Source organism: Streptococcus oralis, assembly GCF_001983955.1.
Classification (GTDB): domain Bacteria; phylum Bacillota; class Bacilli; order Lactobacillales; family Streptococcaceae; genus Streptococcus; species Streptococcus jiangnanensis.
On record NZ_CP019562.1, the window covers coordinates 715355 to 740170 of the forward strand.

Annotated in this window: 31 protein-coding genes, 1 tRNA gene, 2 pseudogenes and 1 other annotated feature; of the genes and pseudogenes, 22 read left to right on the plus strand and 12 right to left on the minus strand. The window is 41.5% G+C overall.

All coding sequences use genetic code 11. The annotated features are described in order from the left end of the window. Window positions 1-439 precede the first annotated feature (439 nt). Complete coding sequence (gene carB / locus BWR56_RS03390; protein ID WP_076984461.1) at window positions 440-3616, plus strand: carbamoyl-phosphate synthase large subunit; 3177 nt, start codon at window positions 440-442, stop codon at window positions 3614-3616. 219 nt (window positions 3617-3835) lie between these two features. Next, window positions 3836-5170 (plus strand): annotated as a pseudogene (locus BWR56_RS03395) (Nramp family divalent metal transporter). 116 nt (window positions 5171-5286) lie between these two features. Here the strand turns inward: BWR56_RS03395 and BWR56_RS03400 are convergent. The 3 genes from BWR56_RS03400 to BWR56_RS03410 all read right to left on the minus strand — a co-directional run bounded on the left by BWR56_RS03400 (window position 5287) and on the right by BWR56_RS03410 (window position 7620). Further along, window positions 5287-5529 (minus strand): type B 50S ribosomal protein L31, encoded by a 243-nt coding sequence (locus BWR56_RS03400; protein ID WP_000710762.1) that lies wholly within the window; start codon window positions 5527-5529, stop codon window positions 5287-5289. 163 nt (window positions 5530-5692) lie between these two features. Beyond that, the gene (locus BWR56_RS03405; protein WP_076984462.1) at window positions 5693-6568 is read right to left on the minus strand and encodes a lantibiotic ABC transporter permease; all 876 of its coding nucleotides are present in this window, start codon (window positions 6566-6568) and stop codon (window positions 5693-5695) included. Between the two features lie 107 nt (window positions 6569-6675). Further along, window positions 6676-7620, minus strand: a complete 945-nt coding sequence (locus BWR56_RS03410; RefSeq protein ID WP_049506020.1) for a DHH family phosphoesterase — start codon at window positions 7618-7620, stop codon at window positions 6676-6678. Between the two features lie 103 nt (window positions 7621-7723). Between BWR56_RS03410 and BWR56_RS03415 the strand changes: the two genes are divergently transcribed. From BWR56_RS03415 to BWR56_RS03440, 6 genes are all read left to right on the plus strand, one after another. Beyond that, the gene (locus tag BWR56_RS03415) at window positions 7724-8167 is read left to right on the plus strand and encodes a flavodoxin (RefSeq protein ID WP_049506018.1); all 444 of its coding nucleotides are present in this window, start codon (window positions 7724-7726) and stop codon (window positions 8165-8167) included. Between the two features lie 117 nt (window positions 8168-8284). After that, window positions 8285-8551, plus strand: coding sequence for a chorismate mutase (locus tag BWR56_RS03420; RefSeq protein WP_049506016.1), 267 nt, complete (start codon window positions 8285-8287; stop codon window positions 8549-8551). Continuing rightward, on the plus strand, window positions 8548-8922 hold the full coding sequence (crcB, locus tag BWR56_RS03425) for a fluoride efflux transporter CrcB (RefSeq protein WP_049506014.1): 375 nt from the start codon (window positions 8548-8550) through the stop codon (window positions 8920-8922). Before BWR56_RS03420 ends, crcB (BWR56_RS03425) begins: the two co-directional genes overlap by 4 nt. Then, complete coding sequence (gene crcB / locus BWR56_RS03430) at window positions 8916-9245, plus strand: fluoride efflux transporter CrcB (protein ID WP_049506012.1); 330 nt, start codon at window positions 8916-8918, stop codon at window positions 9243-9245. Before crcB (BWR56_RS03425) ends, crcB (BWR56_RS03430) begins: the two co-directional genes overlap by 7 nt. Window positions 9246-9363: 118 nt before the next feature. Then, window positions 9364-9711 (plus strand): 50S ribosomal protein L19, encoded by a 348-nt coding sequence (gene rplS, locus BWR56_RS03435; protein ID WP_001068669.1) that lies wholly within the window; start codon window positions 9364-9366, stop codon window positions 9709-9711. Between the two features lie 42 nt (window positions 9712-9753). After that, window positions 9754-9825 (plus strand) — tRNA-Arg (locus BWR56_RS03440). Between the two features lie 107 nt (window positions 9826-9932). Here the strand turns inward: BWR56_RS03440 and BWR56_RS03445 are convergent. Together BWR56_RS03445 and BWR56_RS03450 are read right to left on the minus strand one after the other, a co-directional pair. Further along, window positions 9933-10229, minus strand: a complete 297-nt coding sequence (locus tag BWR56_RS03445; RefSeq protein ID WP_307770166.1) for a tyrosine-type recombinase/integrase — start codon at window positions 10227-10229, stop codon at window positions 9933-9935. A gap of 85 nt (window positions 10230-10314) precedes the next feature. Then, a complete protein-coding gene (locus tag BWR56_RS03450) occupies window positions 10315-10785 on the minus strand; it encodes a hypothetical protein (protein WP_049506010.1) in 471 nt (156 codons plus the stop codon). A 117-nt stretch (window positions 10786-10902) separates the two neighbouring features. Between BWR56_RS03450 and BWR56_RS09930 the strand changes: the two genes are divergently transcribed. Genes BWR56_RS09930 through BWR56_RS03460 form a run of 3 tightly spaced genes read left to right on the plus strand, consistent with a single transcriptional unit; the run spans window position 10903 to window position 11451 of the window. Further along, the gene (locus BWR56_RS09930) at window positions 10903-11049 is read left to right on the plus strand and encodes a hypothetical protein (RefSeq protein ID WP_180367601.1); all 147 of its coding nucleotides are present in this window, start codon (window positions 10903-10905) and stop codon (window positions 11047-11049) included. An 11-nt stretch (window positions 11050-11060) separates the two neighbouring features. Continuing rightward, the gene (locus BWR56_RS03455; RefSeq protein WP_049506008.1) at window positions 11061-11270 is read left to right on the plus strand and encodes a helix-turn-helix domain-containing protein; all 210 of its coding nucleotides are present in this window, start codon (window positions 11061-11063) and stop codon (window positions 11268-11270) included. Between the two features lie 13 nt (window positions 11271-11283). Further along, window positions 11284-11451, plus strand: coding sequence for a hypothetical protein (locus tag BWR56_RS03460; protein ID WP_196769372.1), 168 nt, complete (start codon window positions 11284-11286; stop codon window positions 11449-11451). 19 nt (window positions 11452-11470) lie between these two features. Here BWR56_RS03460 and BWR56_RS03465 read toward each other — a convergent pair whose 3' ends face one another. Together BWR56_RS03465 and BWR56_RS03470 are read right to left on the minus strand one after the other, a co-directional pair. Beyond that, a complete protein-coding gene (locus BWR56_RS03465; protein ID WP_049506006.1) occupies window positions 11471-12151 on the minus strand; it encodes a DUF4145 domain-containing protein in 681 nt (226 codons plus the stop codon). Between the two features lie 197 nt (window positions 12152-12348). Next, window positions 12349-12516 carry a YjzC family protein gene (locus BWR56_RS03470; RefSeq protein ID WP_009729999.1) on the minus strand — a complete coding sequence of 56 codons (168 nt, stop codon included), beginning with the start codon at window positions 12514-12516 and terminating at the stop codon, window positions 12349-12351. A 198-nt stretch (window positions 12517-12714) separates the two neighbouring features. Between BWR56_RS03470 and BWR56_RS03475 the strand changes: the two genes are divergently transcribed. Beyond that, window positions 12715-12903, plus strand: a complete 189-nt coding sequence (locus BWR56_RS03475) for a helix-turn-helix domain-containing protein (protein ID WP_049506005.1) — start codon at window positions 12715-12717, stop codon at window positions 12901-12903. Window positions 12904-13178: 275 nt separating this feature from the next. Here the strand turns inward: BWR56_RS03475 and yidA are convergent, their stop codons facing one another. Together yidA and BWR56_RS03485 are read right to left on the minus strand one after the other, a co-directional pair. Then, entirely contained in the window at window positions 13179-13985 is an 807-nt protein-coding gene (gene yidA / locus BWR56_RS03480) for a sugar-phosphatase (RefSeq protein ID WP_076984463.1), read from the minus strand. Between the two features lie 12 nt (window positions 13986-13997). After that, window positions 13998-15302, minus strand: a complete 1305-nt coding sequence (locus BWR56_RS03485; RefSeq protein ID WP_076984464.1) for an HD domain-containing protein — start codon at window positions 15300-15302, stop codon at window positions 13998-14000. A gap of 71 nt (window positions 15303-15373) precedes the next feature. Between BWR56_RS03485 and BWR56_RS03490 the strand changes: the two genes are divergently transcribed. Next, on the plus strand, window positions 15374-15751 hold the full coding sequence (locus BWR56_RS03490) for a YwiB family protein (RefSeq protein WP_076984465.1): 378 nt from the start codon (window positions 15374-15376) through the stop codon (window positions 15749-15751). Window positions 15752-15775: 24 nt separating this feature from the next. Here the strand turns inward: BWR56_RS03490 and BWR56_RS03495 are convergent, their stop codons facing one another. After that, window positions 15776-16858 (minus strand): DEAD/DEAH box helicase, encoded by a 1083-nt coding sequence (locus BWR56_RS03495; RefSeq protein WP_076984466.1) that lies wholly within the window; start codon window positions 16856-16858, stop codon window positions 15776-15778. Then, window positions 16855-17832, minus strand: coding sequence for a Gfo/Idh/MocA family protein (locus BWR56_RS03500; protein WP_076984467.1), 978 nt, complete (start codon window positions 17830-17832; stop codon window positions 16855-16857). Before BWR56_RS03500 ends, BWR56_RS03495 begins: the two co-directional genes overlap by 4 nt. A 155-nt stretch (window positions 17833-17987) precedes the next feature. Between BWR56_RS03500 and BWR56_RS03505 the strand changes: the two genes are divergently transcribed. The 4 genes from BWR56_RS03505 to rpmA all read left to right on the plus strand — a co-directional run bounded on the left by BWR56_RS03505 (window position 17988) and on the right by rpmA (window position 19845). Further along, complete coding sequence (locus tag BWR56_RS03505) at window positions 17988-18674, plus strand: YoaK family protein (protein ID WP_076984468.1); 687 nt, start codon at window positions 17988-17990, stop codon at window positions 18672-18674. 64 nt (window positions 18675-18738) lie between these two features. Beyond that, window positions 18739-18826 (plus strand) — a sequence feature (ribosomal protein L21 leader region). Window positions 18827-18860: 34 nt separating this feature from the next. Continuing rightward, on the plus strand, window positions 18861-19175 hold the full coding sequence (gene rplU, locus BWR56_RS03510) for a 50S ribosomal protein L21 (protein ID WP_000109141.1): 315 nt from the start codon (window positions 18861-18863) through the stop codon (window positions 19173-19175). Between the two features lie 15 nt (window positions 19176-19190). After that, a complete protein-coding gene (locus tag BWR56_RS03515; protein WP_000613696.1) occupies window positions 19191-19535 on the plus strand; it encodes a ribosomal-processing cysteine protease Prp in 345 nt (114 codons plus the stop codon). Window positions 19536-19551: 16 nt separating this feature from the next. Further along, complete coding sequence (gene rpmA, locus BWR56_RS03520) at window positions 19552-19845, plus strand: 50S ribosomal protein L27 (RefSeq protein WP_000916509.1); 294 nt, start codon at window positions 19552-19554, stop codon at window positions 19843-19845. Between the two features lie 165 nt (window positions 19846-20010). Here rpmA and BWR56_RS09985 read toward each other — a convergent pair. Continuing rightward, window positions 20011-20082 (minus strand): annotated as a pseudogene (locus BWR56_RS09985) (AraC family transcriptional regulator); the annotation flags it as partial. On the opposite strand from BWR56_RS09985, the gene BWR56_RS03525 reads away from it, so the two are divergent. The 5 genes from BWR56_RS03525 (at window position 20075) to BWR56_RS03545 (ending at window position 24813) form a co-directional block, all read left to right on the plus strand. Further along, window positions 20075-20983 (plus strand): LysR family transcriptional regulator, encoded by a 909-nt coding sequence (locus tag BWR56_RS03525; protein WP_076984469.1) that lies wholly within the window; start codon window positions 20075-20077, stop codon window positions 20981-20983. The pseudogene BWR56_RS09985 and the gene BWR56_RS03525 sit on opposite strands and share 8 nt — an antisense overlap. Then, window positions 20980-21441 carry a signal peptidase II gene (lspA, locus tag BWR56_RS03530; protein WP_076984470.1) on the plus strand — a complete coding sequence of 154 codons (462 nt, stop codon included), beginning with the start codon at window positions 20980-20982 and terminating at the stop codon, window positions 21439-21441. Before BWR56_RS03525 ends, lspA begins: the two co-directional genes overlap by 4 nt. Beyond that, a complete protein-coding gene (locus tag BWR56_RS03535; protein ID WP_076984471.1) occupies window positions 21431-22330 on the plus strand; it encodes an RluA family pseudouridine synthase in 900 nt (299 codons plus the stop codon). Before lspA ends, BWR56_RS03535 begins: the two co-directional genes overlap by 11 nt. Window positions 22331-22431: 101 nt before the next feature. Continuing rightward, window positions 22432-23541 (plus strand): glutamate 5-kinase, encoded by a 1110-nt coding sequence (gene proB, locus BWR56_RS03540; RefSeq protein ID WP_076984472.1) that lies wholly within the window; start codon window positions 22432-22434, stop codon window positions 23539-23541. Between the two features lie 9 nt (window positions 23542-23550). Further along, window positions 23551-24813: a glutamate-5-semialdehyde dehydrogenase gene (locus BWR56_RS03545; protein WP_076984473.1), complete on the plus strand. Its 1263-nt coding sequence runs from the start codon at window positions 23551-23553 to the stop codon at window positions 24811-24813. The last annotated feature ends 3 nt before the right edge of the window (window positions 24814-24816 follow it).

Sequence of the window (24816 nt, forward strand, 5' to 3'; positions counted from 1 at the left end):
AAAAGCTCGTCGGAGAATTTATGTAACTGAACACGGACGGAAAGCTCGGAATTTAGAGAAACCAACTTGGATTGTCAATCCTTCCTTGGTTCCCTAAAATTCAGTCGCTTTCTATTCGTCCTTTGTATCTTATTTAATGTCGCTCTGTGAGGCGACGAATAGAAAGGCAGGTCGTTTCTTTTAGTCGCTATCAGGCGAACTAAAAACTCCCTGCACTAGATTTTTTATCGAAAAATATCGTTTCTCTAAAAAATCGTCGGAGAATTTATTTAATGGCAACCAGAGAGTTGCCGAATAGAAAGGAGAAGATACATTGTTCGCGGAAGTGAACACGCCCTAAGAACTGTGTGAAAAAGATAAACATCGTCTTGACGCTAAAGGCGTCTGCACCGAGTTTCCTATTTTCACTATGTTCTTTACGGGCTTTGTATCATAAACTATGCCTAAACGTACTGATATTCAAAAAATTATGGTGATTGGTTCTGGTCCAATTATTATTGGTCAGGCTGCTGAGTTTGACTACGCGGGGACCCAGGCCTGCTTGTCTTTGAAAGAGGAAGGTTATGAAGTTGTCTTGGTGAACTCAAACCCTGCCACCATCATGACGGACAAGGAGATTGCGGACAAGGTCTACATCGAACCGATCACACTCGAGTTTGTGACACGTATTCTCCGTAAGGAACGTCCAGATGCCTTGCTTCCAACTCTTGGAGGCCAAACAGGGCTCAATATGGCCATGGAATTGTCTAAAAATGGAATTCTAGATGAGCTTGGAGTAGAACTTCTGGGTACTAAATTGTCTGCCATCGACCAAGCAGAGGACCGTGACCTCTTTAAACAATTGATGGAAGAGCTTGAGCAACCCATCCCTGAATCTGAAATTGTCAACACAGTAGAAGAAGCAGTTGCCTTTGCAGCAACAATTGGCTACCCAGTCATCGTCCGTCCAGCCTTTACCCTAGGTGGTACTGGTGGTGGTATGTGTGCCAACGAGGAAGAATTGCGTGAAATCGCTGAAAATGGTTTGAAACTGTCACCTGTTACCCAATGTTTGATTGAGCGTTCCATTGCAGGTTTCAAGGAAATCGAGTACGAAGTTATGCGTGACTCGGCTGATAATGCCCTCGTTGTTTGTAACATGGAAAACTTTGACCCAGTTGGGATTCACACAGGGGATTCCATCGTATTCGCCCCTGCACAAACCATGTCAGACTACGAAAACCAAATGCTACGTGACGCTAGCTTGAGCATCATTCGTGCCCTTAAGATTGAAGGTGGGTGTAACGTTCAGCTAGCACTTGATCCCCATAGCTTTAAGTACTATGTTATCGAAGTAAACCCTCGTGTATCGCGTTCTTCTGCCCTTGCTTCTAAGGCAACTGGTTATCCGATTGCTAAATTGGCAGCTAAGATTGCCGTCGGTTTGACCTTGGATGAGGTCATCAACCCAGTTACAGGTTCAACCTATGCCATGTTTGAGCCAGCCCTCGACTATGTGGTTGCTAAGATTCCTCGTTTCCCATTCGACAAGTTTGAAAAAGGGGAACGCCGTCTGGGCACCCAGATGAAGGCGACTGGAGAAGTCATGGCTATCGGTCGGAACATCGAGGAATCTCTTCTTAAAGCTTGCCGCTCACTTGAAATCGGAGTCCATCACAATGAAATGCCTGAGCTTGCAACGGTTTCAGATGATGCTTTGATTGAAAAAGTTGTCAAAGCCCAAGATGATCGTCTCTTCTACGTTTCAGAAGCTATTCGCCGTGGTTACACACCAGAAGAAATCGCTGAATTGACCAAGATTGATATCTTCTATTTGGATAAACTCTTGCACATCTTTGAAATTGAGCAAGAATTAGGTGCCCATCCACAAGATCTAGAAGTCTTGAAAACAGCTAAGCTAAATGGCTTCTCAGACCGCAAGATTGCTGAACTCTGGAAAACAACTGCCGACCAAGTTCGCCAACTTCGCTTGGAAAACAAGATTGTCCCAGTTTACAAGATGGTCGATACCTGTGCGGCAGAATTTGACTCTGAGACACCATACTTCTATTCAACCTATGGCTGGGAAAATGAATCTATCAAGTCTGATAAGGAATCCGTCCTAGTCCTAGGTTCAGGTCCAATCCGTATCGGACAAGGGGTTGAGTTTGACTACGCAACCGTTCACTCTGTTAAGGCTATCCAGGCTGCTGGTTATGAAGCTATCATCATGAACTCAAATCCAGAGACCGTTTCAACCGACTTCTCGGTATCAGACAAACTTTACTTTGAGCCATTAACTTTCGAAGATGTCATGAATGTTATCGATTTGGAGCAACCAAAAGGCGTTATCGTTCAGTTCGGTGGTCAAACAGCCATCAACCTTGCGGAGCCTTTGGCAAAAGCAGGTGTGGCCATCCTTGGTACCCAAGTAGCTGACCTAGACCGTGCCGAAGACCGTGACCTCTTCGAGCAAGCCCTTAAAGACTTGGATATTCCACAGCCACCAGGACAAACAGCAACTAATGAAGAAGAAGCGGTGCTTGCTGCTCGCAAGATTGGTTTCCCAGTCCTCGTTCGTCCATCTTATGTCTTGGGTGGACGTGCTATGGAAATAGTAGAAAACGAAGAAGACCTTCGTTCTTACATGCGTACCGCTGTTAAGGCTAGTCCAGACCATCCAGTCCTTGTCGATTCATACATTGTTGGGCAAGAGTGCGAAGTTGATGCCATTTCAGATGGAGAAAATGTTCTCATACCTGGTATCATGGAGCATATCGAACGTGCCGGTGTCCACTCAGGTGACTCCATGGCTGTTTATCCTCCACAAACCTTGTCGCGAAAGGTTCAGGAAACTATCGCAGACTACACCAAACGCCTAGCAATCGGCCTTAACTGTCTTGGGATGATGAACATCCAGTTTGTCATCAAGGATGAAAAAGTCTACGTTATTGAGGTCAATCCACGTGCCAGCCGTACGGTGCCATTCCTTTCTAAGGTAACTAATATTCCTATGGCTCAGGTAGCGACTAAGCTCATTCTTGGGCAAAGTCTTGAAGAACTTGGCTATCAAGATGGACTTTATCCAGAAAGCACTCGCGTTCATATCAAGGCGCCAGTCTTCTCCTTTACCAAGCTAGCTAAGGTAGACAGCTTGTTAGGTCCTGAAATGAAGTCAACAGGGGAAGTCATGGGTTCTGATACAACTCTTGAAAAAGCTCTCTACAAGGCTTTTGAAGCTTCTTACCTGCACTTGCCAACCTTTGGAAATGTTGTCTTTACCATCGCAGATGATGCCAAAGATGAAGCCTTGGACTTGGCTCGTCGTTTCCAAAATATCGGCTACGGTATCCTCGCGACAGAAGGGACAGCAGCCTTCTTTGCCAGTCATGGACTTCAAGCCCAACCTGTTGGTAAGATTGGTGACGATGAACAAGATATCCCAAGCTTTGTCCGCAAAGGGAAAATTCAAGCGATCATCAATACTGTCGGAACCAAACGAACTGCTGACGAAGATGGTGAGCAAATCCGTCGTTCAGCCATTGAACACGGTGTGCCCCTCTTCACAGCCCTAGACACAGCAAATGCCATGCTCAAGGTGCTAGAAAGCCGTAGTTTTGTCACAGAAGCGATCTAGTTGAGAAAGAATTTTTACAGTTTTAAAGCCAGCGTTTTCTATCGCTGGCTTTTACAATACTGATATTATTTATTTCAACTATCATTTGTTTTCTTAGGAATCATTCTAAATTGTGATATAATAAGGGAGAATTGGAAATAGAAAACTATTTTCATCATTTTTTCAAAAAAATCCATTAATAAAATAGGTAAAGACAAGATTAGAAAGTGTAAAATCCCGATGTCTTCTTACAAAAAAGTCTCTCTTTCTGAGATCAACCAATCTATTGAAACTCCTAATAACAATCATTTTTGGCAAAATCTAAAAGCTTTTTTAGGACCTGGAGCCCTTGTAGCAGTTGGCTACATGGATCCTGGAAACTGGATTACTAGTGTGGTTGGTGGAGCTTCCTACAAATATAGTCTCTTATTTGTTATTTTGATTTCATCCATTATTGCCATGCAACTACAACAGATGGCTGGAAAGCTTGGTATCGTAACTAAGATGGACCTAGCACAGGCAACTGCACATCATGCTCCCAAATGGCTTCGCTATAGTTTGTGGGTGATTTTAGAATTAGCTTTAATGGCGACAGACTTAGCCGAGGTTTTAGGCTCAGCGATTGCCTTAAATCTTTTATTTAAAATACCGATTATGGTTGCTATTCTCTTAACCGTTTTAGATGTATTTCTTTTGTTGTTGTTGATGAAATTTGGCTTCAAAAAAATTGAAGCCATTGTTACGACCCTTATTTTAACCATATTAGCCATCTTTACCTATCTGGTGGCCTTATCCAGTCCAAGTATTCAGGGTATATTTGGTGGTTATTGACCGACTCCTACATTATTTGAAACACCATTGCCAGGTCATGAAAGCCAATTGACCTTGGCTCTAGGAATTGTAGGAGCGACAGTCATGCCCCATAATCTCTATCTTCATTCATCCCTATCCCAAACAAGGAAAATCAATCACAAAGATAAGAAGGATGTTCGAAGAGCCGTACGTTTTATGACCTGGGATTCAAATATTCAGCTGTCCCTAGCCTTTATTGTCAATTCCTTGTTGCTCATTTTGGGTGCATCTCTCTTTTTTGGGCATGCATCTGAAATTTCAGCTTTTTCTCAAATGTACAATGCTTTACAAGATTCGAAGATAGCAGGAGCGATAGCTAGTTCAACTCTGTCAACTTTATTTGCCCTAGCCCTCTTAGCAAGTGGACAAAATTCGACCATTACAGGTACCTTGACAGGACAGATTGTCATGGAAGGTTTCTTACATCTAAGATTGCCACAGTGGATTATCCGTATCGGTACACGTATTTTTGCCTTGCTTCCTGTGATTATTGTAGCCGTCTTGTTTGGACATCAAGAAAAAACCTTAGATCAGTTATTGGTCTATTCACAGGTCTTTCTGTCAATTGCTCTTCCGTTTTCAATCTTCCCCTTAATCTATCTGACCTCTAAGAAGTCACTGATGGGAGAATTCACCAATGCCAAGTGGAACACCATCCTAGGTTACACAGTTTCAATCATCTTGACCATTCTCAATATCAAGCTTCTTTTCGATATTTTTTAACCTCGTTTGAAATCAATCATAGTGTCAGCGTGAAGGTTGACAAATAGAAAGTAGTAGTGATTGGTTCATAAAAACAAGTACAAAAAAAGAACAGTGGTAACTGTTCTTTTTTATCATTATTTGAGACCGTATTTTTTGTTGAAACGATCCACGCGTCCATCTGCTTGAGTGAACTTTTGACGTCCAGTGTAGAATGGGTGTGAGTCTGATGAAATTTCCACACGGATCAATGGGTAAGTTTCGCCTTCAAACTCAACAGTTTCGTTAGAGCGTTTTGTTGAACCGCTAAGGAATTTGTAACCAGTAGTTGTGTCCATGAAGACAACTGGGCGATATTCTGGATGGATATCTTTTTTCATTTTGCAATATTTCCTTTCTGCCATGGTCTCTTTGCGAGCCATAGATTGTTACCATACTAGTCTATCAGATTCTGATAAGTTTGGCAAGTCTTTTCCCTGATTTTATTAAAAATCTTGATAAAAAATCACTCCAGTGTTTACTGGAGTGACGGTAGAAGAATGATTAGTTCTCTTGATTTGGAGTTTTTTCTTCTTGTTGATTTTTTACTTCTGTTTCTTTTACTGGTTCTGTGTTTTCTGCTGCTAATTTTGCTTCTTTTTCAGATTCAGTAATTTCTGTTTCTGTTGATTCTGTTACAGTTTCAGCTTCAGCCTCTGTTTCTGTTGGTTCGGCTACTGGCTCAGCTTCTGTTTTTGTTTCAGAGTCAGATTCAGATTCAGTAGTTTCTTCTTTTACTGGTTCTGCGTTTTCTTCTGTTGACTCAGCTTCCACATTAGCTGGTTCCTTAGCTTCTTCTTTTTGCTCGGTTTCCTCTTTAGCTGTCTCTGTTTTATCAGCTGTAGTTTCTTCTTTTTTACGTTCTTGAGATTCTTTTTTGATTTCTTCTACTGCAGTTTTAACGGTAGAGCTTGTTACACGTCCGACAGTCTGAGCAAAATCTTTACCAGACTCAGCTAATTCAGTAAATGACTCTTTTGTAATTTTACCACCTGACATTGCCAAGAGACCAGTTACAACAAGTGCAATGCTAGCAAGAATAGCTAAAATCAAACCAAAGCCGATTGAAATGCCATATCCACCAAAGTTAGACATGTACTTATTTACATTAAAGAGACTATTTAGTGTGACAAGAGTTGCAATTGCACCTGCAACAATGACACCAATTGAGAACCCTTTAGGCATTGCTTTATTCATATTATTCAAGCAAGCAAGAACAATAGACACAATAGCTGCGATAATGACAAACCACCCATCTCCTTGGTAACCATTCACGCTATAGGATCCAAAAGAACCTGCATTTAAACTAGCCCATGGCAAAAGTGAACCAAGGATGGCTACTCCAGCAGAAATGAGAATATACAAACGATTTTTTTCCATTATTAAGTCTCCTTTTATTCAGTTTGATTTATTATACCATAAACTGAGGTACAAAGAAACCGTATATTTTAAGAATCTAGCATATAAAAGGCCAAGAAAATTCTTTCTTAGCCTTGGTGAATCTGTAGAGCCTCTTTCAGCTCTTTGTATATTTGTTCGTTTTCTTCTAGACTATAGGAATTGGCGCCACTGGCTAATGGATGCCCTCCCCCGTCGTGTCGTTTGGCTATCTCATTGATAGGAGTGATTTTACTACGCATACGCACACGGAAATGACCATCAGCTTGCTCAACAAAGATAGCCCAAGCCTTAACAGTATCAATTCGGCCAGGTGCTCCGACAATTGCCGCTGTTTCAGCATCTGTAACCTTATATTTTTTCAAGATGTCTTGAGTAAGTAGAACGCGTGCGGCTCCATTCTCATCAACTTCTAAGTGATCATAAACATACCCTTGCAATTTTGCAATCTTGAAGCTCATGGTATCCATTTGACGAGACAGTCCAGCAAAGTCAAAATCAATTTCTCGGAGCTGGCTAGCTATTCTAAAGGTACGGGCACTAGTTGACGGGTAGAGAAAACGCCCTGTGTCCCCGACAATTCCTGCATAGAGAAGTCGTGCCGCTTCACTAGACAAAGTTAGCTGATTTTCTTGAGCAAATAGAGCAATCATCTCACTGGCACTGCTTGAACTTGTATCCACCCAAGATAGGTCACCATAGATATCATCATTTGGATGGTGATCGATTTTGATGGTGAAAGCAGCTTGTTCGTAGCGTTTATCATCGATACGAGGACGATTCGCTGTATCACAAATAATAGCAAGAGCTCCTTGGTAGTCACTGTCTTGGACAGTATCCATTTCCGCCATCCAAGTTAGAGTTGGTTCGTTAAAACCGACTGCTTTGATGGTCTTTTCTGGAAAATGGTGTGTGAGAAGAGCTTTCAAACCTACCTGACTCCCTAAGGCATCCGGATCTGGTTTCATATGACGATGAATGATAATGGTATCGTATTCTTTGATTTTCTCTAAAATTTGCTGGCAAATTTCCATAAATAACCTCAATTCTTTCTCATTTCATTGTAGCACAAGAATTTTTATTTTTAAAATGAAAAAGATATGATATAATGGAGAAAGATAAATTGAGGAGGATGATATGGCATTAGCAAAAATTGTATTTGCCAGTATGACCGGTAATACCGAAGAAATTGCAGATATTGTAGCAGACAAATTGCGTGACTTGGGCTTGGATGTCGATGTGGATGAATGTACGACTGTTGACGCTTCAGACTTCTTGGAGACGGATATCGCAATCGTTGCGACCTATACTTACGGTGATGGAGAATTGCCAGATGAGATGATGGACTTCTACGAAGACCTAGCCGATCTCAACTTGAATGGCAAAATTTACGGAGTGGTCGGTTCAGGAGATACCTTCTACGACGAATTCTGTAAGGCTGTCGATGACTTTGATCGCGTTTTTGTAGCGACAGGAGCAGAAAAAGGTTCAGAGTGTGTTAAAGTGGACCTCTCTGCCGAAGAAGAAGACATCGAGCGTTTGGAACAATTCGCAGAAGAATTGGCTGCAAAAGTAGGATAAGAATCAAACTGCGCTGACTGGAAGAAGTCAGTGCGTTTTTTTATTAGTTATTTTGGGATTTTACTAGCCTATTTGGTAGCTTTTTGATACAATAATTCAAATAAAGGAGGAGACTGTATGAACTTAGATATTATTCGGCAAGAAATTGATCAAATCGACGACCAAATCGTTAAGCTCCTAGAAGAACGAATGCATTTGGTTGAGGGAGTAGTTGCCTATAAGAAAGCCTCTGGAAAACCTATTTTAGATACTAAGAGAGAAGAAATCATTTTTGAAAAAGTCAGAAATAGAGTAGAAGATAAGTGCTATCAGGAGACCATTGTTGCGACTTTTTCAGACATTCTCAAACGTTCGCGTGATTATCAGGATCAAAATATCAAATGAAAAAAGAACAATTCTATCCGCTCGGAATTTTTCTAGCAGCTATGTTGGGTGGCCTTGTCCGCTATCTCATTTCCACTTGGTTACCAGCTAGCCCAGACTTTCCTTGGGGGACCCTTCTCGTCAACTATCTGGGAATATTCTGCTTGGTCTATCTGGTGAAAGGCTATCTGGCCCATAAGGGAACTAGTAAAGGCTTGGTTTTGGCGCTGGGGACGGGTTTTTGCGGAGGTTTAACAACCTTTTCTAGTCTACTCTTGGATGCTGTGAAATTGCTCGATACTGGGCGTTATCTTAGTTTAGTCCTGTATTTGATTTTTAGTATTGGAGGAGGTCTGCTCTTGGCTTATGTTCTAGGGAGGAAGAAATGGTAATCGTTTATCTTGCAATCGCCTGCGGGTTCGGAGCCCTGGTGCGTTATTTCTTTTCCCGCTATAATCAACCTTCAAAATTGCCATTGGGAACTCTCATTGCCAATCTTCTAGGATGTTTTTTAATTGGCCTATTCTACAATCATGTGGAGTCCAAGGAAATCTATGCTATCCTAGCGACAGGTTTTTGTGGAGGGTTAACGACCTTTTCAACCTTGAATGATGAGCTACAAAGACTGTTAAGTGACAAGAAGGTATTTTATAGCTATTTTCTCTTAACTTACATAGGCGGTTTTCTAGCGATTTTTTTAGGAATTCTGCTATAAATTTCTTTACTTTTAGGTGGAAATTTGGTAAACTGTATCTTGTGTGTAATGGACGCACAAAAATACAGTTTATCCGCTGAGGAAGGTTCCTCAAGATTGACAAAGATAGGAGAATAAAATGAATCCATTAATCCAAAGCTTGACTGAAGGTCAACTTCGTACAGATATCCCATCATTCCGTCCTGGTGACACAGTTCGTGTACACGCGAAAGTTGTCGAAGGTAACCGTGAACGTATCCAGATTTTTGAAGGTGTTGTTATCGCACGTAAAGGTGCTGGCATCTCAGAAAACTACACAGTTCGTAAAATCTCTAACGGTGTAGGTGTTGAGCGTATCTTCCCAATCCACACTCCACGTGTTGAAAAGATCGAAGTTGTTCGTTACGGTAAAGTACGTCGTGCGAAATTGTACTACTTGCGTGCTCTTCAAGGTAAAGCAGCTCGTATCAAAGAAATCCGTCGTTAATTCGACTAAAAAACTCTGCTCACCCAGCAGGGTTTTTCTCTAGCTCCCTTAGTTCAATGGATATAACAACTCCCTCCTAAGGAGTAGTTGCAGGTTCGATTCCTGCAGGGGGCATATAAACTATTGATTTTACTGGGTTTTTGAGGCGTTCCGCCCCAAATCCGCCCCTAAATTTGAGAATATCTCTCTTACTTCCGAATTACTTGCCTCCTCTAATTCCTTCAACGGTGAGCGTACACCTCAATAGTGATGTTCATATTCTCATGGCCAAGGATTTTAGAGATAGATAGTAGTTCAACGTGTTTTGAAATCAAAAAAGAAGCATAAGTGTGCCTGAGAGAGTGAGCATGGACATTTCTTCCAACGATATATCTTAAGGCCTTATTGACTGCATTGTTTGATATGTTAGAGAAAATACGATTATCTTTATTTTCCAGCCAATGATCTTGTCTGTACTTTTTTAATAATTCTAGAGTTGAGTCGTCAAGTGGTATCTTTCGGATACTGCTTTTTGTTATGGCTTGAAGCCATAATAAAAAAGCTCACGAGCTTGAAGAGCTTGCTCATGAGCTGAATTGGTTTCGTTTTGAAGCAGATATCCTATCAAATGATAGCAACTAGTTCAAAATTAGCATTTTCTGGAAACAAATAAATTGGATATGATTCTTTTGTTTCGAGATTACGGAACTGGTAACCAAAATAATCTTTTTTGGCATTTGAATTTTTTTCAGTTAGTATTTCAAGATTAGCTTGTGATAGTAGTTTAAAAATCTGAATACGAGCTTGTTCCATATCAGGCACTTCGTTTAAGGCTCTTAGTTCGTGTTCGCTTGGGAATGCACTTATCAATTCTTCTCTATTATCTAAATAGGTTATAGAATCATCTAGATAACCATATTTTAATTTGAAATCGATAAATGATAAATTCCTGTATTCTTGATAGGTTACAAAGGTAATATTTTTATCTTGGAATCGGTAGACGAGGGAATCATTTTGTAATTCATCCTTAAATTCCGTACGACCAATCAAAAAATTATGACAAGCTTCTAAAATACGAATTTGATTTAGATTCATTCTCATTTCCTCCATTCTATTGGAATTTTGACTAAAACGGTGAGAGGTCCTAGTCAAGATTATTATAGCAATTTAGGAGGATATTACATCAGCCTTGAGACTGATATAGGAGGTTGAATGGAAGATAAAATCATCGAACTTGCTGATTACATCATCAGCGAATCTAAAACATATAGAGAAGCTAAAATAGCGTGTGAGAAGCTATTGAGACAAGTTAGCCACGAGATAGAACTCAGAGCGCTGGAAAGTGAGACGAAACAATAGAAAGGGAATATATGAGTCAACAACATCAAAAGTGGATTCAGATTGTCAAAGACAAACTGAATTCAAAAGGAATGACACAAACACACCTTGCTCGTGCTTGTGGAGTAAAGAAGCCTACCATTTCAGAATTGCTGAAGTATGGTAAGGGAAGCGACAGATTGAAAAACCGAGTGTGCGATGTCCTAGGCATCGATGAAAGCAGGGTTGATTTAGGAGAGTAGGAGGGGTAGAAAGATGCCAGAGAAAAAAGAAAAATACCACGATAGACGTGGTAGATCTGATGAATTGAAGGTTGAAAAAGTTATCCACCTTTCAATTTTGAGAGACGAAGGAACTGAAGCGGATAAAATTCGAATTGTCAAGCAATATTACAATATGGACGGCGATCTAATTTTGAATTAGATCCTTACTCTCAACATTATCAAGAATTTTTAGATTTGCGTTGATTTTGTTTATCTTTGTCCAAATCCAAAATATCTTGTAGTAATTGCTCGTTGTCATGGCGTTCGATATACCATTTTTGCATAAGTAATTCTATAAATTTCAGCAGCATGTGAGCCTCATTGGGTTCAATATCTACTATAAGATTTACATCTTTTTCTGGATGAGCTCCAATGTTTCCAAGTTTTCGTAGGGCATCAAGTACCTTTTTAGTACTTGGATCAACAAGATCTTTTAAAGCGTCTATCTCATCTACTAATCTTGCTTTCGAAATTCCCCAAAAATCCCTAATCATTCCTTGTAAACAACGTCTAGAGAGGGTTGCGGAGGATTTGGGGCTGAGATTTAAGATAGCGTGAGCTTCTTCATAATCATTTCTGATTGTTTGCGGGATGTAATCTGGATAGGCTTTAGCGAGAGAAATTGGATTGAAGTGCATAATTCGATTCGGGAATTGACTTCCTACGCCCACGATATCGATTGAAACTTTATGACAGTTTGGACAATTCATTGTTTGTATTGCTATTTTGTCGCTTAAATTTTCCTCAACCTTAATATGTGGACGTCGAATCTGAAAGTAGTGTTCTTCTTCTCGGAATGTATCGTAGTGGTTTGGGACTGAATAACCGCAAAACAAGCAGAATAGCTTATTAGAATCCATAAGATTTCTCCAATCGTTTTATTATCTTTATTATACCAAATTTAAGAAGGAATAGATATGATACATCATTACATAACTCATTACGCAAGCGATGGGAAAGATTACGCTGAAGCATGGATTCAAATCAATATTTTTGGAATGTGCTTTTGTCTATGGAAAAAGCGTACAACCATTGAACGATTGTACGCAAACGAAGACTAGACTTTTTTCCAGCCATTGCCTTTAGCTGATGTCGGAGGGAGCCGATCACCTTTTCCGATAGTTGCGGTATGACCATTAGTGACTTTTCCACCTCGAGGTCCTACCTCTACATAGTAACCAGGCTTCTGATTATCTGTTCCAGGTTTTATAGGAGTCTTTGACATAAGACTACTCCTTTCTGTTGAAATTTTGACTAAAACGGTGAGAGGTCTTAGTCAAGATATATTATATGCTAAAAAACAATTTTTGTCAATATATTGTGTAAACAACAGGAAGAAATTCAAAAAAACACAATATATAGTGCAATTGCATATATGGGCATAAAAAGTAAAAAAATAAAGATATATAAGGAGAAAAAGGCTATGCTTTGGGAAAAAATATCTGAAAAACTTTCAGAACGAAATTGGACAGTTTATAAACTTTGCTTAAAAGCATGTATCGAACCTGCTGGAATCTATCGTTTAAGAGATGGAGAGGTGAAAGCTTTATATTTTGACACGGTTAAGAAAATTGTTGATGAGTTGGAAATCAGCGTAGATGAATTAAGGTAACAAAAAAGCACCTAACGGAAGTCAGCTTGGACGAATTTAGAAAGGAACGTTGAATGAAATAGCATTATCAAATAATCTTAGTTGAAATAATTGTATTGACGAGTGAGCTTTAAGGCTCTATAATGTTTTTGAGGGAACAAAAATCAAAATTAACGAATTTGAGGTTTTTGTACTCTCAAGATTTAAGTAACTGTATATTTAGATAATATTAGCAATTGTCTAACTTATATCAAAAACCGCTCTGCTGAGCGGTTTTCGTCTATTCTTACCTTTTGCTACAATACCCACTTACGAATAGCATGGGCTACGCCAGATTCGTCATTCGTTTTGGTGATGTATTTGGCGATTTTTTTGAGTTCTGGATTTCCATTTTCCATAACAACGGGGTTGCCAACGACCTCGAGCATGGCACGGTCATTTTCTTCGTCACCAATCGCCATGGTTTCATCTTTGGTCAATCCGAGTTTTTCAGCTAGGTGGGTAATAGCTGAACCCTTGTCTACATTCTTTTTAAGGAGTTCGAGGTAGAAAGGAGCTGATTTGTTGATGGAGTAGCGCTCGTAAAATTCGGCTGGAATCTTTTCAATCGCAGCATCGAGAATCTCTGGTTCATCGATAAACATACATTTGACGATTTCCTTGCCAGCCATTTCTTCAGGAGTGCGGTAAAAGATGGGCATGCTGACGAGGGTTGATTCGTGCACCGTGTACTTTCCGATATTGCGATTGGCAGTATAGATACCGTCCTTGGTAATAGCGTGCATGTGGACACCGAGCTTACGACTGAGAAATTCCATATCCAGATAATTCTCATAGGCCAAGGATTCGCTGATAATCTCATGGCCAGTAGCAGTTTCTTGGACAAGGGCACCGTTGAAGGTTACCACATAGTCACCCTCGTCTCTCAACTGCAAGTCGTCCAGAAGTTTGGCAACACCTGCGATAGGACGACCTGTTGCAATGACGACCTTGACGCCAGCTTCTTTGGCATCTTGGATGGCAGAAAAGACTTCCGGAGTGATTTCCTTTTTACTGTTAACCAGGGTACCATCGATATCGACGGCGATTAGTTTAATACTCATATATTTCCTTTTCTAGTTCTTATTTGGGGTAAAATGATCGTTCTCAATCAAGTGTAAAAATTGCTGGGTAATGCTTGCGAAGATACTGTTTTGATCTAACATTTCTTTTGGGAAATAGAAACGATTATCTCCGTGGCGACTGCCAGCAAGGGATTGGACGATGGGAGACAGGCTAGAGAGTTCTGCTAGTTCTCCATTTTTCTGTAGAATCTCAATCTGTGTCCGTGGATTTTCAGATTCGGGACGATAGATATCATAAGGGAGGTCAAAGTTCTTATGAATGGCTGTATAGTAGTCTGGATCAAAACCGATTTCTTCAACCAGTTGTCTCATGGTTGCGAGTTGGTCTTGATCTTCTTGAGAAAAAGTAATGGATTTAAAGACCTTGCGGTTGACAAAACGTTGCGACAAGTCGGCTAGTATCTTGTCAGGACTGGTCATCCAGAGCTGGAAGTAAGTATTCATCACGCCATCATCCAGAGACAGATAGTCAGACAAGGTCACATTTTTTTCAAAGAAAGGTAGGAGGTGTTGGGAAGTTCGTGCAAAGAAGTCTTTGTCCCCAGGATAGAGTTCTTTGGCGCGCTTGAGGAGATTCTGTAGGAGAACTTCCATGGCGCGTGTTGCTGGGTGGAAATAAACCTGCATGTACATCTGGTAGCGACTGAGAACGTAGTCTTCGATGGCATGCATACCATTGCGCTGAAATGCGATTCCATTTGCGATAGGACGAATCACTCGGAGGATACGAGTCAGGTCAAATTCCCCATAAGATGCTCCTGTAAAATAGGAGTCGCGCAAGAGATAGTCCATGCGGTCTGCATCGATCTGACTGGAAATGAGTTGCACCACCTGCTTGTTAGGATAGGTATGGTCAATGACACTGGCTACCTTCTCCGGAAAATCGGGTGCTACTTGAAGCAGGACTTGGTGAATCTCTGTCTCAGGACTTTGGATGATTTCCTGGGTAATGGCCTCATGATCTGTATCAAAGAGATGTTCAAAAGTATGCGAGTAGGCCCCATGCCCAAGGTCATGAAGGAGCGCAGCGGTCATGGTCAAGAGAGACTCAGCAGGGTCCCATTCTTTAGGATATTTTTCTTCAAAAATCTCCGTGATACGACGAGCAATCTCATAGACCCCCAAACAGTGGGAAAAGCGACTGTGCTCCCCACCATGGAAGGTATAGCTGGAAGTTCCTAGCTGTTTGATACGGCGCAGACGTTGAAATTCTTTTGTATTGATCAAGTCATAGATGACCTGATTATTTACATGGATATAGTTGTGAACTGGGTCACGGAATACTTTTTCGTTCATATGACCATTATAGCAAAATCCTGCTCTTTTTGGTAAAATAGTAGGACAAGAGACATGAAAGAGGATTTGATGTGAAGATTCGGATGCGAAATACGATTCAGTTTGATGAACAGTTGGAAGTCATAGACCAACTCTATGACGTGGAAGTGCGTGAAAAGGGAGATTATAGCTATCTGCTTTTCTACAATGAGGAAAAGGAAAAAGTGGTTCTCAAGTTTCATGGTCAAGAACTGGTGATGACCCGTTTCTCGAGTCCCAAAACCATCATGCGTTTTCTAAAGGATAGTGATAGTTTAGCCTATATTCCGACTCCGATGGGCATGCAGGAGTTTATCATTCAAACGAATCGTTATCAAGTGGATGGGCAAAAAATTGAGCTCGCCTATCAACTGCAAAACCAAGAGGGGCACCCCTTTGCCAGCTATCAATTAGAAATTACTTGGGGATAAGAAAAAGGTTGGCGAATGCCAACCTTATTTGATATAGAGTTCTTGGTTTTTTAGGACAATTTCTCGAACTGTAGCAAATTTCTTGAGTTTTTTAAGCTCTTCTGGATGGGTTACGAGAGTGATCACATAGCCCTCTTTGCCCATGCGACCTGTACGGCCAGCGCGGTGAGTGTAAGTTTCGATGTCTCTAGGAATATCAAAGTTTACGACACATTCTAAGCTATCGATATCAATTCCGCGAGCCAGAAGGTCAGTTGAAAGGAGCAGGGTTAGCTGTTTGTCCTTAAACTTTTCTAAGATAACTTTTCTAAACTTGACATTGACATCACTAGCAAGAGAAATAGCCAAGACATCTCGATACTGTAGTTTTTCTTCTGCACTTCCAAGGTCTGACAAGCTGTTAAAGAAGACCAGACCACGGAAATCCTCTACATGTGCTAGTTTTCGTAGCATGTCCACTCGGTGACGTTGGTCTACCTGCATGTAGAAATGCTGGATGTTATCCAATTTTTGGTCAGAGAGATCAATGGTGCGCGTGTTTGGCGCAATCTTTTCTTGGTCAAACTTGGTCGTCGCACTCATGTAGATGAGTTGATGGTTACGAGGCGCGTAGTGGGTGATTTTCTCGACAAAGTGAATCTGAGAATCATCGAGCAATTGGTCAAATTCATCCAGGATGATGGTTTCCACATTCATCATCTTGATCTTTTTCAATTTAATCAACTCAAAGATACGGCCGGGAGTTCCAATCAGAATTTCCGGTCCTTTTTTAAGGCGTTCAATCTGGCGTTTCTGACTTGAACCTGATAGGAAGAGCTGAGCAGTTAAGCCGATAGCCTCTGACCACGTTTTACATACATCAAAAATCTGTCCAGCAAGTTCCGTATTTGGTGCTAGAATCAAGAGTTGCTGGGCTTTTTTCTTTTGTAGTCTGAGAAGACTTGGCAGGAGGTAAGCTAGGGTCTTACCAGTTCCTGTTGGGCTTACTCCTAGGAGGTTTTCTCCAGCAAGAATGGGCTCAAATAGTTGAGTTTGAATGGGGGTAAATTCTTGGAAACCGAGTTGGTCACTCAATTCCTGCCATTCAGTCGGTAGTTTGGTTTTCATTTTTCTGCCTCAAATCTAATGCCAGCAGTCTGGCGCATGGTATAGAGTAAATCATGAACAGAACCTGCATCATCCAGCCAGTTCTGGTAGAGCGTCTGGTCTGGTTGCTGGATCATGTGTGCAAATGCAGCAACTTCCTCAGTCATCGTATGAGGAGCCTGTTGTATAGGGAGTTGAACTTGATTTCCTTGGTGGTCGCTAAAAATAGCTGAGCGGACATGTTCAATCGTGTTAAGGGTCAAGGTTCCATCTGCTGTGTAAATCTCACAAGGAAGATTGGAAGTGATGTTTTTCCCAGCTTTGATATGAACTTGAAAGTCAGGGTAGAAGAGGATACCGTCTCCATTTAGGTCAATGCTATTGTCAAGCTGTTGAGCCTGATAGGTCGCGTCCTGAGCTTTTCCAAAGAGGCGAATGGCAGCGTAGAGGGGATAAATCCCCAAGTCCATAAGTGCTCCACCAGCAAAACGATCTGAAAAGACATTTGGCGTCTGTCCAGCCAATAAGTCAGGCATCTTGGAAGAATACTTGGCATAATTGAAATCTGCTCCCAACACTTGCTTGTCTGCTAAAAAGTTTTTGATAGTAGTAAAAGCTTCCTCGTGGTAGTTTCGTGCTGCTTCAAAGATAAAACAATTATTTTTCTCAGCTGTCTGTCTCAAATCCAGCCACTCTTGTGGCTGAGTGACAGCTGGTTTTTCAAGAATGACATGCTTGCCAGCAGACAAGGCAGCCTTTGCTTGAACAAAATGCAAGGAGTTTGGACTGGCGATATAGACCACATCAAAGGAAGACTTAAAGAAGTCTCCTAATTGATCAAAGAGTTGGATATCCTGATAGCGGGAAGCAAAGGTTGCCGCAGTTTCTAACTTTCTAGAGTAGACAGCAACCAGCTGGTATTCTCCACTGGCATGGGATGCTTCTATGAAATGATGGCTGATAGCGCCTGTTCCGATAACACCTAATTTAAGCATAAATACTCCTTTTCCGACTTCAAATCCTTCCTTCATTATAACATAGAAAAGAAGGACTATCCAACAGATGGTAAAAATTTTCAAATGGGCTACGAATTTCTTGGAGAAAGTGGTACAATATTTAGATAAGTAGATGAAATGAGAAGGGGGAGAAGATGAGATTATTACCAATAAGAAAAATATCACGTCAGTCTAAGAGGCTAGCGCTTTTTTTGACTTTTTGTGCAGGGTATGTCGATGCCTATACCTTTATCGTGCGAGGGAACACCCTTGTGGCTGGACAAACAGGGAATGTGGTTTTTCTCTCTGTAGGACTCATTCAACAAAATGTATCGGATGCTAGTGCTAAAGTAATGACCTTGCTTTTCTTTATGATGGGTGTCTTTTTTCTGACATTGTATAAGGAAAAACTACGAATTGTTAAAAAGCCGATTTTGTCCTTGATTCCACTTGCAGTCTTATCCCTAATTATAGGCTTTGTGCCGCAAACGGTTGACAATATCTATCTCGTACCGCCCTTGGCCTTTTGTATGGGTCTGGTGACAACTGCTTTTGGAGAAGTGTCAGGTATTGCCTATAATAATGCTTTTATGACTGGGAATATTAAACGAACCATGTTGGCTTTTGGGGATTATTTCCGAACCAAGCATACGCCCTTCCTGCGTGAAGCCTTGATTTTCGTTAGCCTACTTACCAGCTTTGTTCTTGGAGTTGTCTTTTCAGCTTACTTGACGATTTTCTATCATGAAAAGACGATTCTAGGTGTTCCAGTGATGATGAGCATCTTTTACCTTAGTATGGTTTTTGCTTCTTGGAGGAAAAAAGGGAAAGAAAAAGCTTAATTTTGATTGATTTCGCTTGTAAGAAAAAAGAAGATATGCTATACTTGAAGAGTTGACTATGCACAATCCTGTGCAACCGCACGAACATCGTTGCTCACATAGTGAGTATAAAGTGGTTCGTCCCACGATGCTAGGCGAGTCTTCACAAAAATACGGGGAAACCCTAAAAATCATAGGAGGTGCATAATGAGCACATACGCAATTATCAAAACTGGCGGAAAACAAGTTAAAGTTGAAGTTGGTCAAGCAGTTTACGTTGAAAAATTGAACGTTGAAGCTGGTCAAGAAGTTACTTTTAACGAAGTTGTTCTTGTTGGTGGTGAAAACACTGTTGTCGGAACTCCACTTGTTGCTGGAGCTACTGTAGTTGGAACTGTTGAAAAACAAGGAAAACAAAAGAAAGTTGTTACTTACAAGTACAAACCTAAAAAAGGTAGCCACCGTAAACAAGGTCACCGTCAACCATATACAAAAGTTGTCATCAACGCGATCAACGCTTAATTTTTAGGAGAACACATGATACAAGCAGTCTTTGAGAGAGCTGAAGATGGCGAGCTGAGGAGTGCGGAAATTACTGGACACGCCGAAAGTGGCGAATACGGCTTAGATGTCGTGTGTGCATCGGTTTCTACGCTTGCCATTAACTTTATCAATTCCATTGAGAAATTTGCAGGCTATGAACCAATCTTAGAATTAAACGAAGATGAAGGTGGCTATCTAAAGGTTGATATACCAGCGGATCTTCCTTCACACCAGAGAGAAATGACCCAGTTATTCTTCGAATCATTTTTCTTAGGTATGGCAAACTTATCGGAGAACTCATCTGAGTTCGTCCAAACCAGAGTTATCACAGAAAACTAACACGGAGGAAAACATTATGTTGAAAATGACTCTTAACAACTTGCAACTTTTCGCCCACAAAAAAGGTGGAGGTTCTACATCAAACGGACGTGATTCACAAGCGAAACGTCTTGGAGCTAAAGCAGCTGACGGACAAACTGTAACAGGTGGATCAATCCTTTACCGTCAACGTGGTACACACATCTATCCAGGTGTAAACGTTGGACGTGGTGGAGACGATACTTTGTTCGCTAAAGTTGAAGGCGTAGTACGCTTTGAACGTAAAGGTCGCGATAAAAAACAAGTTTCTGTTTACCCAATCGCAAAATAAAAAGGTTCAGTGAACCTTTTTATCCCGAGCCTTAAAATGAAAAGGCGAGGAAGCTAGAACTAGCATAAAATAAGGCTTTCCGAGTTTTCGGAGAGCCTATTTTTTTGTTTTGATACCCACAATTTTTCGTTACTAGTGTAGATGAATTTTGTGAGCGACATTATTTTTCCTAGGTGGAAAACTTCTAAAATATGGTATAATGAACAGATAGAGAAGTTGGGGGTAAAAGATGAACATTCAACAATTACGCTATGTTGTGGCCATTGCCAATAGTGGTACTTTCCGTGAAGCTGCTGAAAAGATGTATGTTAGTCAGCCAAGTCTGTCTATTTCTGTGCGCGATTTGGAAAAAGAGCTTGGTTTTAAGATTTTCCGTCGGACGAGTTCGGGAACGTTTTTGACCCGTCGTGGTATGGAATTTTATGAGAAAGCGCAAGAATTGGTCAAAGGCTTTGATGTTTTTCAAAATCAATATGCCAATCCTGAGGAAGAAAAGGATGAATTTTCCATTGCCAGCCAGCACTATGACTTCTTGCCACCAACGATTACGGCCTTTTCGGAACGTTATCCTGACTACAAGAACTTTCGTATTTTTGAATCTACCACAGTTCAAATTTTAGACGAAGTGGCTCAAGGACATAGTGAGATTGGGATTATCTACCTCAACAACCAAAATAAAAAGGGCATCATGCAACGGGTTGAAAAGCTTGGTTTAGAAGTTATTGAACTAATTCCTTTCCAGACTCACATTTATCTTCGTGAAGGGCATCCTTTAGCACAGAAAGAGGAATTGGTCATGGAGGATTTAGCGGATTTACCAACGGTTCTTTTTACTCAGGAAAAGGATGAGTACCTTTACTATTCAGAGAACTTTGTCGACACCAGCGCGAGCTCCCAGATGTTTAATGTGACCGACCGTGCTACTTTGAATGGTATTTTGGAGCGAACGGATGCCTATGCGACAGGTTCAGGATTTTTAGATAGTGACAGTGTCAATGGAATCACAGTCATTCGTCTCAAGGATAATCTAGATAATCGCATGGTCTATGTCAAACGGGAAGAAGTGGAGCTTAGCCAAGCTGGGACTCTTTTCGTAGAAGTCATGCAAGAATATTTTGATCAAAAGAGGAAATCATGAAAAAAAGAGGAATAGTAGCAGTCATTGTACTGCTTTTGATTGGGCTGGATCAGTTGGTCAAAAATTATGTTGTCCAGCAGATTCCACTGGGTGAAGTGCGTTCGTGGATCCCCAATCTCGTTAGTTTGACCTACCTGCAAAATAGAGGAGCAGCCTTCTCCATGCTGCAAGATCAGCAGTGGTTATTTGCTGTCATTACACTGGTCGTCATGGTGGGTGCCATTTGGTATTTACATAAACACATGGAGGATTCTCTCTGGTTAGTTTTTGGACTGACCCTGATAATAGCGGGAGGTCTGGGCAACTTTATCGACAGAATGAGTCAAGGTTTTGTGGTGGATATGTTTCACCTAGACTTTATCAACTTTGCGATTTTCAATGTTGCTGATAGCTATTTGACAGTCGGTGTGATTGTTCTATTGATTGCAATGCTTAAAGAGGAAGTAAATGGAAATTAAAATTGAAAGAGGTGGGCAACGTCTAGACAAGGCCTTATCGGATCTAACAGAATTGTCACGCAGTCTCGCGAATGAACAAATCAAGGCTGGACAAGTCTTGGTGAATGGGCAAGTCAAGAAAGCCAAATACACTGTCCAAGAGGGGGATATCGTCACCTACCATGTGCCAGAACCAGAGGTTTTAGAGTATGTGGCTGAGAATCTGCCGCTCGAGATTATCTACCAAGATGAGGATGTAGCCGTTGTTAACAAACCTCAAGGGATGGTGGTTCATCCCAGCGCAGGTCATACCAGTGGAACCTTGGTCAATGCCCTCATGTACCATATCAAGGACCTGTCAGGTATCAATGGGGTTCTCCGCCCAGGAATCGTTCACCGTATTGACAAGGACACGTCTGGTCTCCTTATGATTGCTAAGAATGATGAGGCCCACTTAGCACTTGCCCAAGAACTCAAGGACAAGAAGTCTCTCCGCAAATACTGGGCGATTGTTCATGGCAATCTTCCCAATGATCGTGGTGTCATTGAAGCTCCGATTGGTCGTAGTGAAAAAGATCGTAAGAAACAGGCTGTAACTGCTAAAGGAAAGCCAGCAGTGACTCGTTTTCAAGTCTTGGAACGCTTTGGAGATTATAGCTTAGTGGAGTTGCAACTGGAAACAGGACGTACCCACCAAATCCGTGTTCATATGGCTTATATTGGCCATCCAGTTGCTGGGGATGAGGTCTATGGTCCTCGTAAGACTTTGAAAGGACATGGACAGTTTCTCCATGCTAAAACTCTAGGATTTACCCATCCGAGAACAGGTGAAACCTTGGAGTTCACAGCAGATATTCCAGAGATTTTTAAAGAAACGCTGGAAAGATTGCGTAAAATTGAGAATAGATAAAAGAGTTGAGATGCCTTGTCTCAACCTTTTTCATTTCAAGTCTTTTCTATTTTAAAGCATTCATGTTATAATGGATAAATATGAAGAATCGGAGTTAGAATATGAAGTACAAACGAATCGTCTTTAAGGTAGGGACTTCCTCCTTAACAAATGAAGACGGGAGTTTATCAAGGAGTAAAGTAAAGGCAATTACCCAGCAATTGGCTATGCTGCATGAGGCTGGACATGAGTTGATTTTAGTGTCATCTGGGGCAGTTGCCGCTGGATTTGGAGCTTTGGGGTTTAAAAAACGTCCGACCAAGATTGCAGATAAACAAGCTTCGGCTGCAGTTGGTCAGGGACTTTTGTTGGAGGAATATACAACCAACCTCCTCATGCGCCAGATCGTTTCTGCACAAATCTTGCTGACACAGGATGATTTTGTAGACAAACGTCGCTATAAGAATGCCCACCAGGCCTTGTCTGTATTGCTTCATCGTGGTGCAATCCCCGTCATCAATGAGAATGACAGTGTCGTTATTGATGAGCTCAAGGTCGGGGACAATGACACTCTGAGTGCCCAGGTAGCGGCGATGGTTCAAGCAGACCTTTTAGTTCTCTTGACCGATGTGGACGGTCTCTATACTGGCAATCCCAACTCAGATCCAACAGCCAAACGTTTGGAGAAAATCGAGACTATCAATCGTGAGATTATTGATATGGCTGGTGGAGCAGGTTCATCAAACGGTACTGGGGGTATGTTAACAAAAATCAAGGCAGCTACGATCGCAACGGAGTCAGGGGTGCCAGTCTATATCTGCTCTTCCTTGAAATCAGATGCACTGATTGAGGCAGCTGAAGAAACTAGGGATGGTTCCTACTTTGTTGCGCAAGAGAAGGGACTTCGTACCCAGAAACAATGGCTGGCCTTCTATGCTCAAAGTCAAGGAACGATTTGGGTAGATGGTGGAGCTGCAGAAGCACTTTCAAAAAACGGAAAAAGTCTCCTTTTATCAGGTGTGGTAGAAGTGGAAGGGAACTTCTCTTACCATGATATTGTCACAGTAGCAGATAAAGAAACAGGTCAATCTCTTGGAAAGGGACGTGTCCAATTTGGTGTCTCAGCCCTAGAAGATATGCTCCGTTCTCAAAAAGCCAAAGGAGTCTTGATTCACCGTGATGACTGGATTTCCATCACTCCTGAAATCCAGCTACTCTTTACAGAATTTTAGAGGTGAACGATGGTAAGGACACAAGAACAATTTGAACAAGTACAGGCTGTTAAAAAGTCAATCAATACTGCCGGTGAAGCAGTGAAAAACCAAGCCTTGCTAGCCATGGCTGATCACTTAGTGGCTGCTACTGAGGAGATTCTAGCGGCCAATGCCCTCGATATGGAAGCGGCCAAGGGGAAAATCTCAGATGTTATGCTAGACCGTCTTTATTTGGATGCGGAACGTATAGAAGCGATGGCAAGAGGGATTCGTGAAGTAGTTGCTTTACCAGATCCCATTGGTGAAGTCCTAGAGACAAGTCATCTTGAAAATGGCTTGGTTATTACCAAGAAACGGGTGGCTATGGGGGTCATCGGTATTATCTATGAAAGCCGTCCAAATGTGACGTCGGATGCGGCTGCCTTGGCTCTCAAGAGTGGGAATGCAGTCGTTCTTCGTAGTGGTAAGGATGCCTATCAAACAGCTCATGCTATTGTCACAGCTTTAAAGAAGGGCTTGGAGACGACTACCATTCATCCAGAGGTGATTCAACTGGTGGAAGATACTAGCCGTGAAAGTAGCTATGCCATGATGAAGGCCAAGGGTTATCTAGACCTTCTCATACCCCGTGGAGGCGCTGGTTTGATCAATGCTGTGGTTGAAAATGCTATCGTGCCTGTTATCGAGACAGGAACTGGGATTGTACATGTCTATGTGGATAAGGATGCCGATGAAGACAAGGCTCTGTCTATCATTAACAATGCTAAAACCAGTCGTCCTTCTGTCTGCAATGCTATGGAGGTCTTGCTGGTTCATGAAGACAAGGCAGCACGTTTTCTTCCTCGCTTGGAGAAAGTGCTGGTTACAAGTCGGAAAGAAGCTGGACTGGAACCAATTCAATTCCGCTTGGATGAGAAAGCAAGTCAGTCTCTTTCAGGTCGAGCAGCTGAGGCGCAAGACTTTGACACTGAGTTTTTAGACTATGTCCTAGCTGTTAAGGTCGTGAGTAGTTTAGAAGAAGCGGTTGTGCATATTGAAGCCCACAGTACCCATCATTCGGATGCCATTGTGACGGAAAATGCTGAAGCGGCAGCCTACTTTACAGATCAAGTGGATTCAGCAGCGGTTTATGTCAATGCCTCAACGCGTTTCACTGATGGAGGTCAATTTGGTCTTGGATGTGAGATGGGGATTTCTACTCAGAAACTGCATGCGCGTGGGCCTATGGGCTTGAAAGAGTTGACCAGCTACAAGTATGTGGTTACTGGTGACGGACAGATAAGGGAGTAAGAG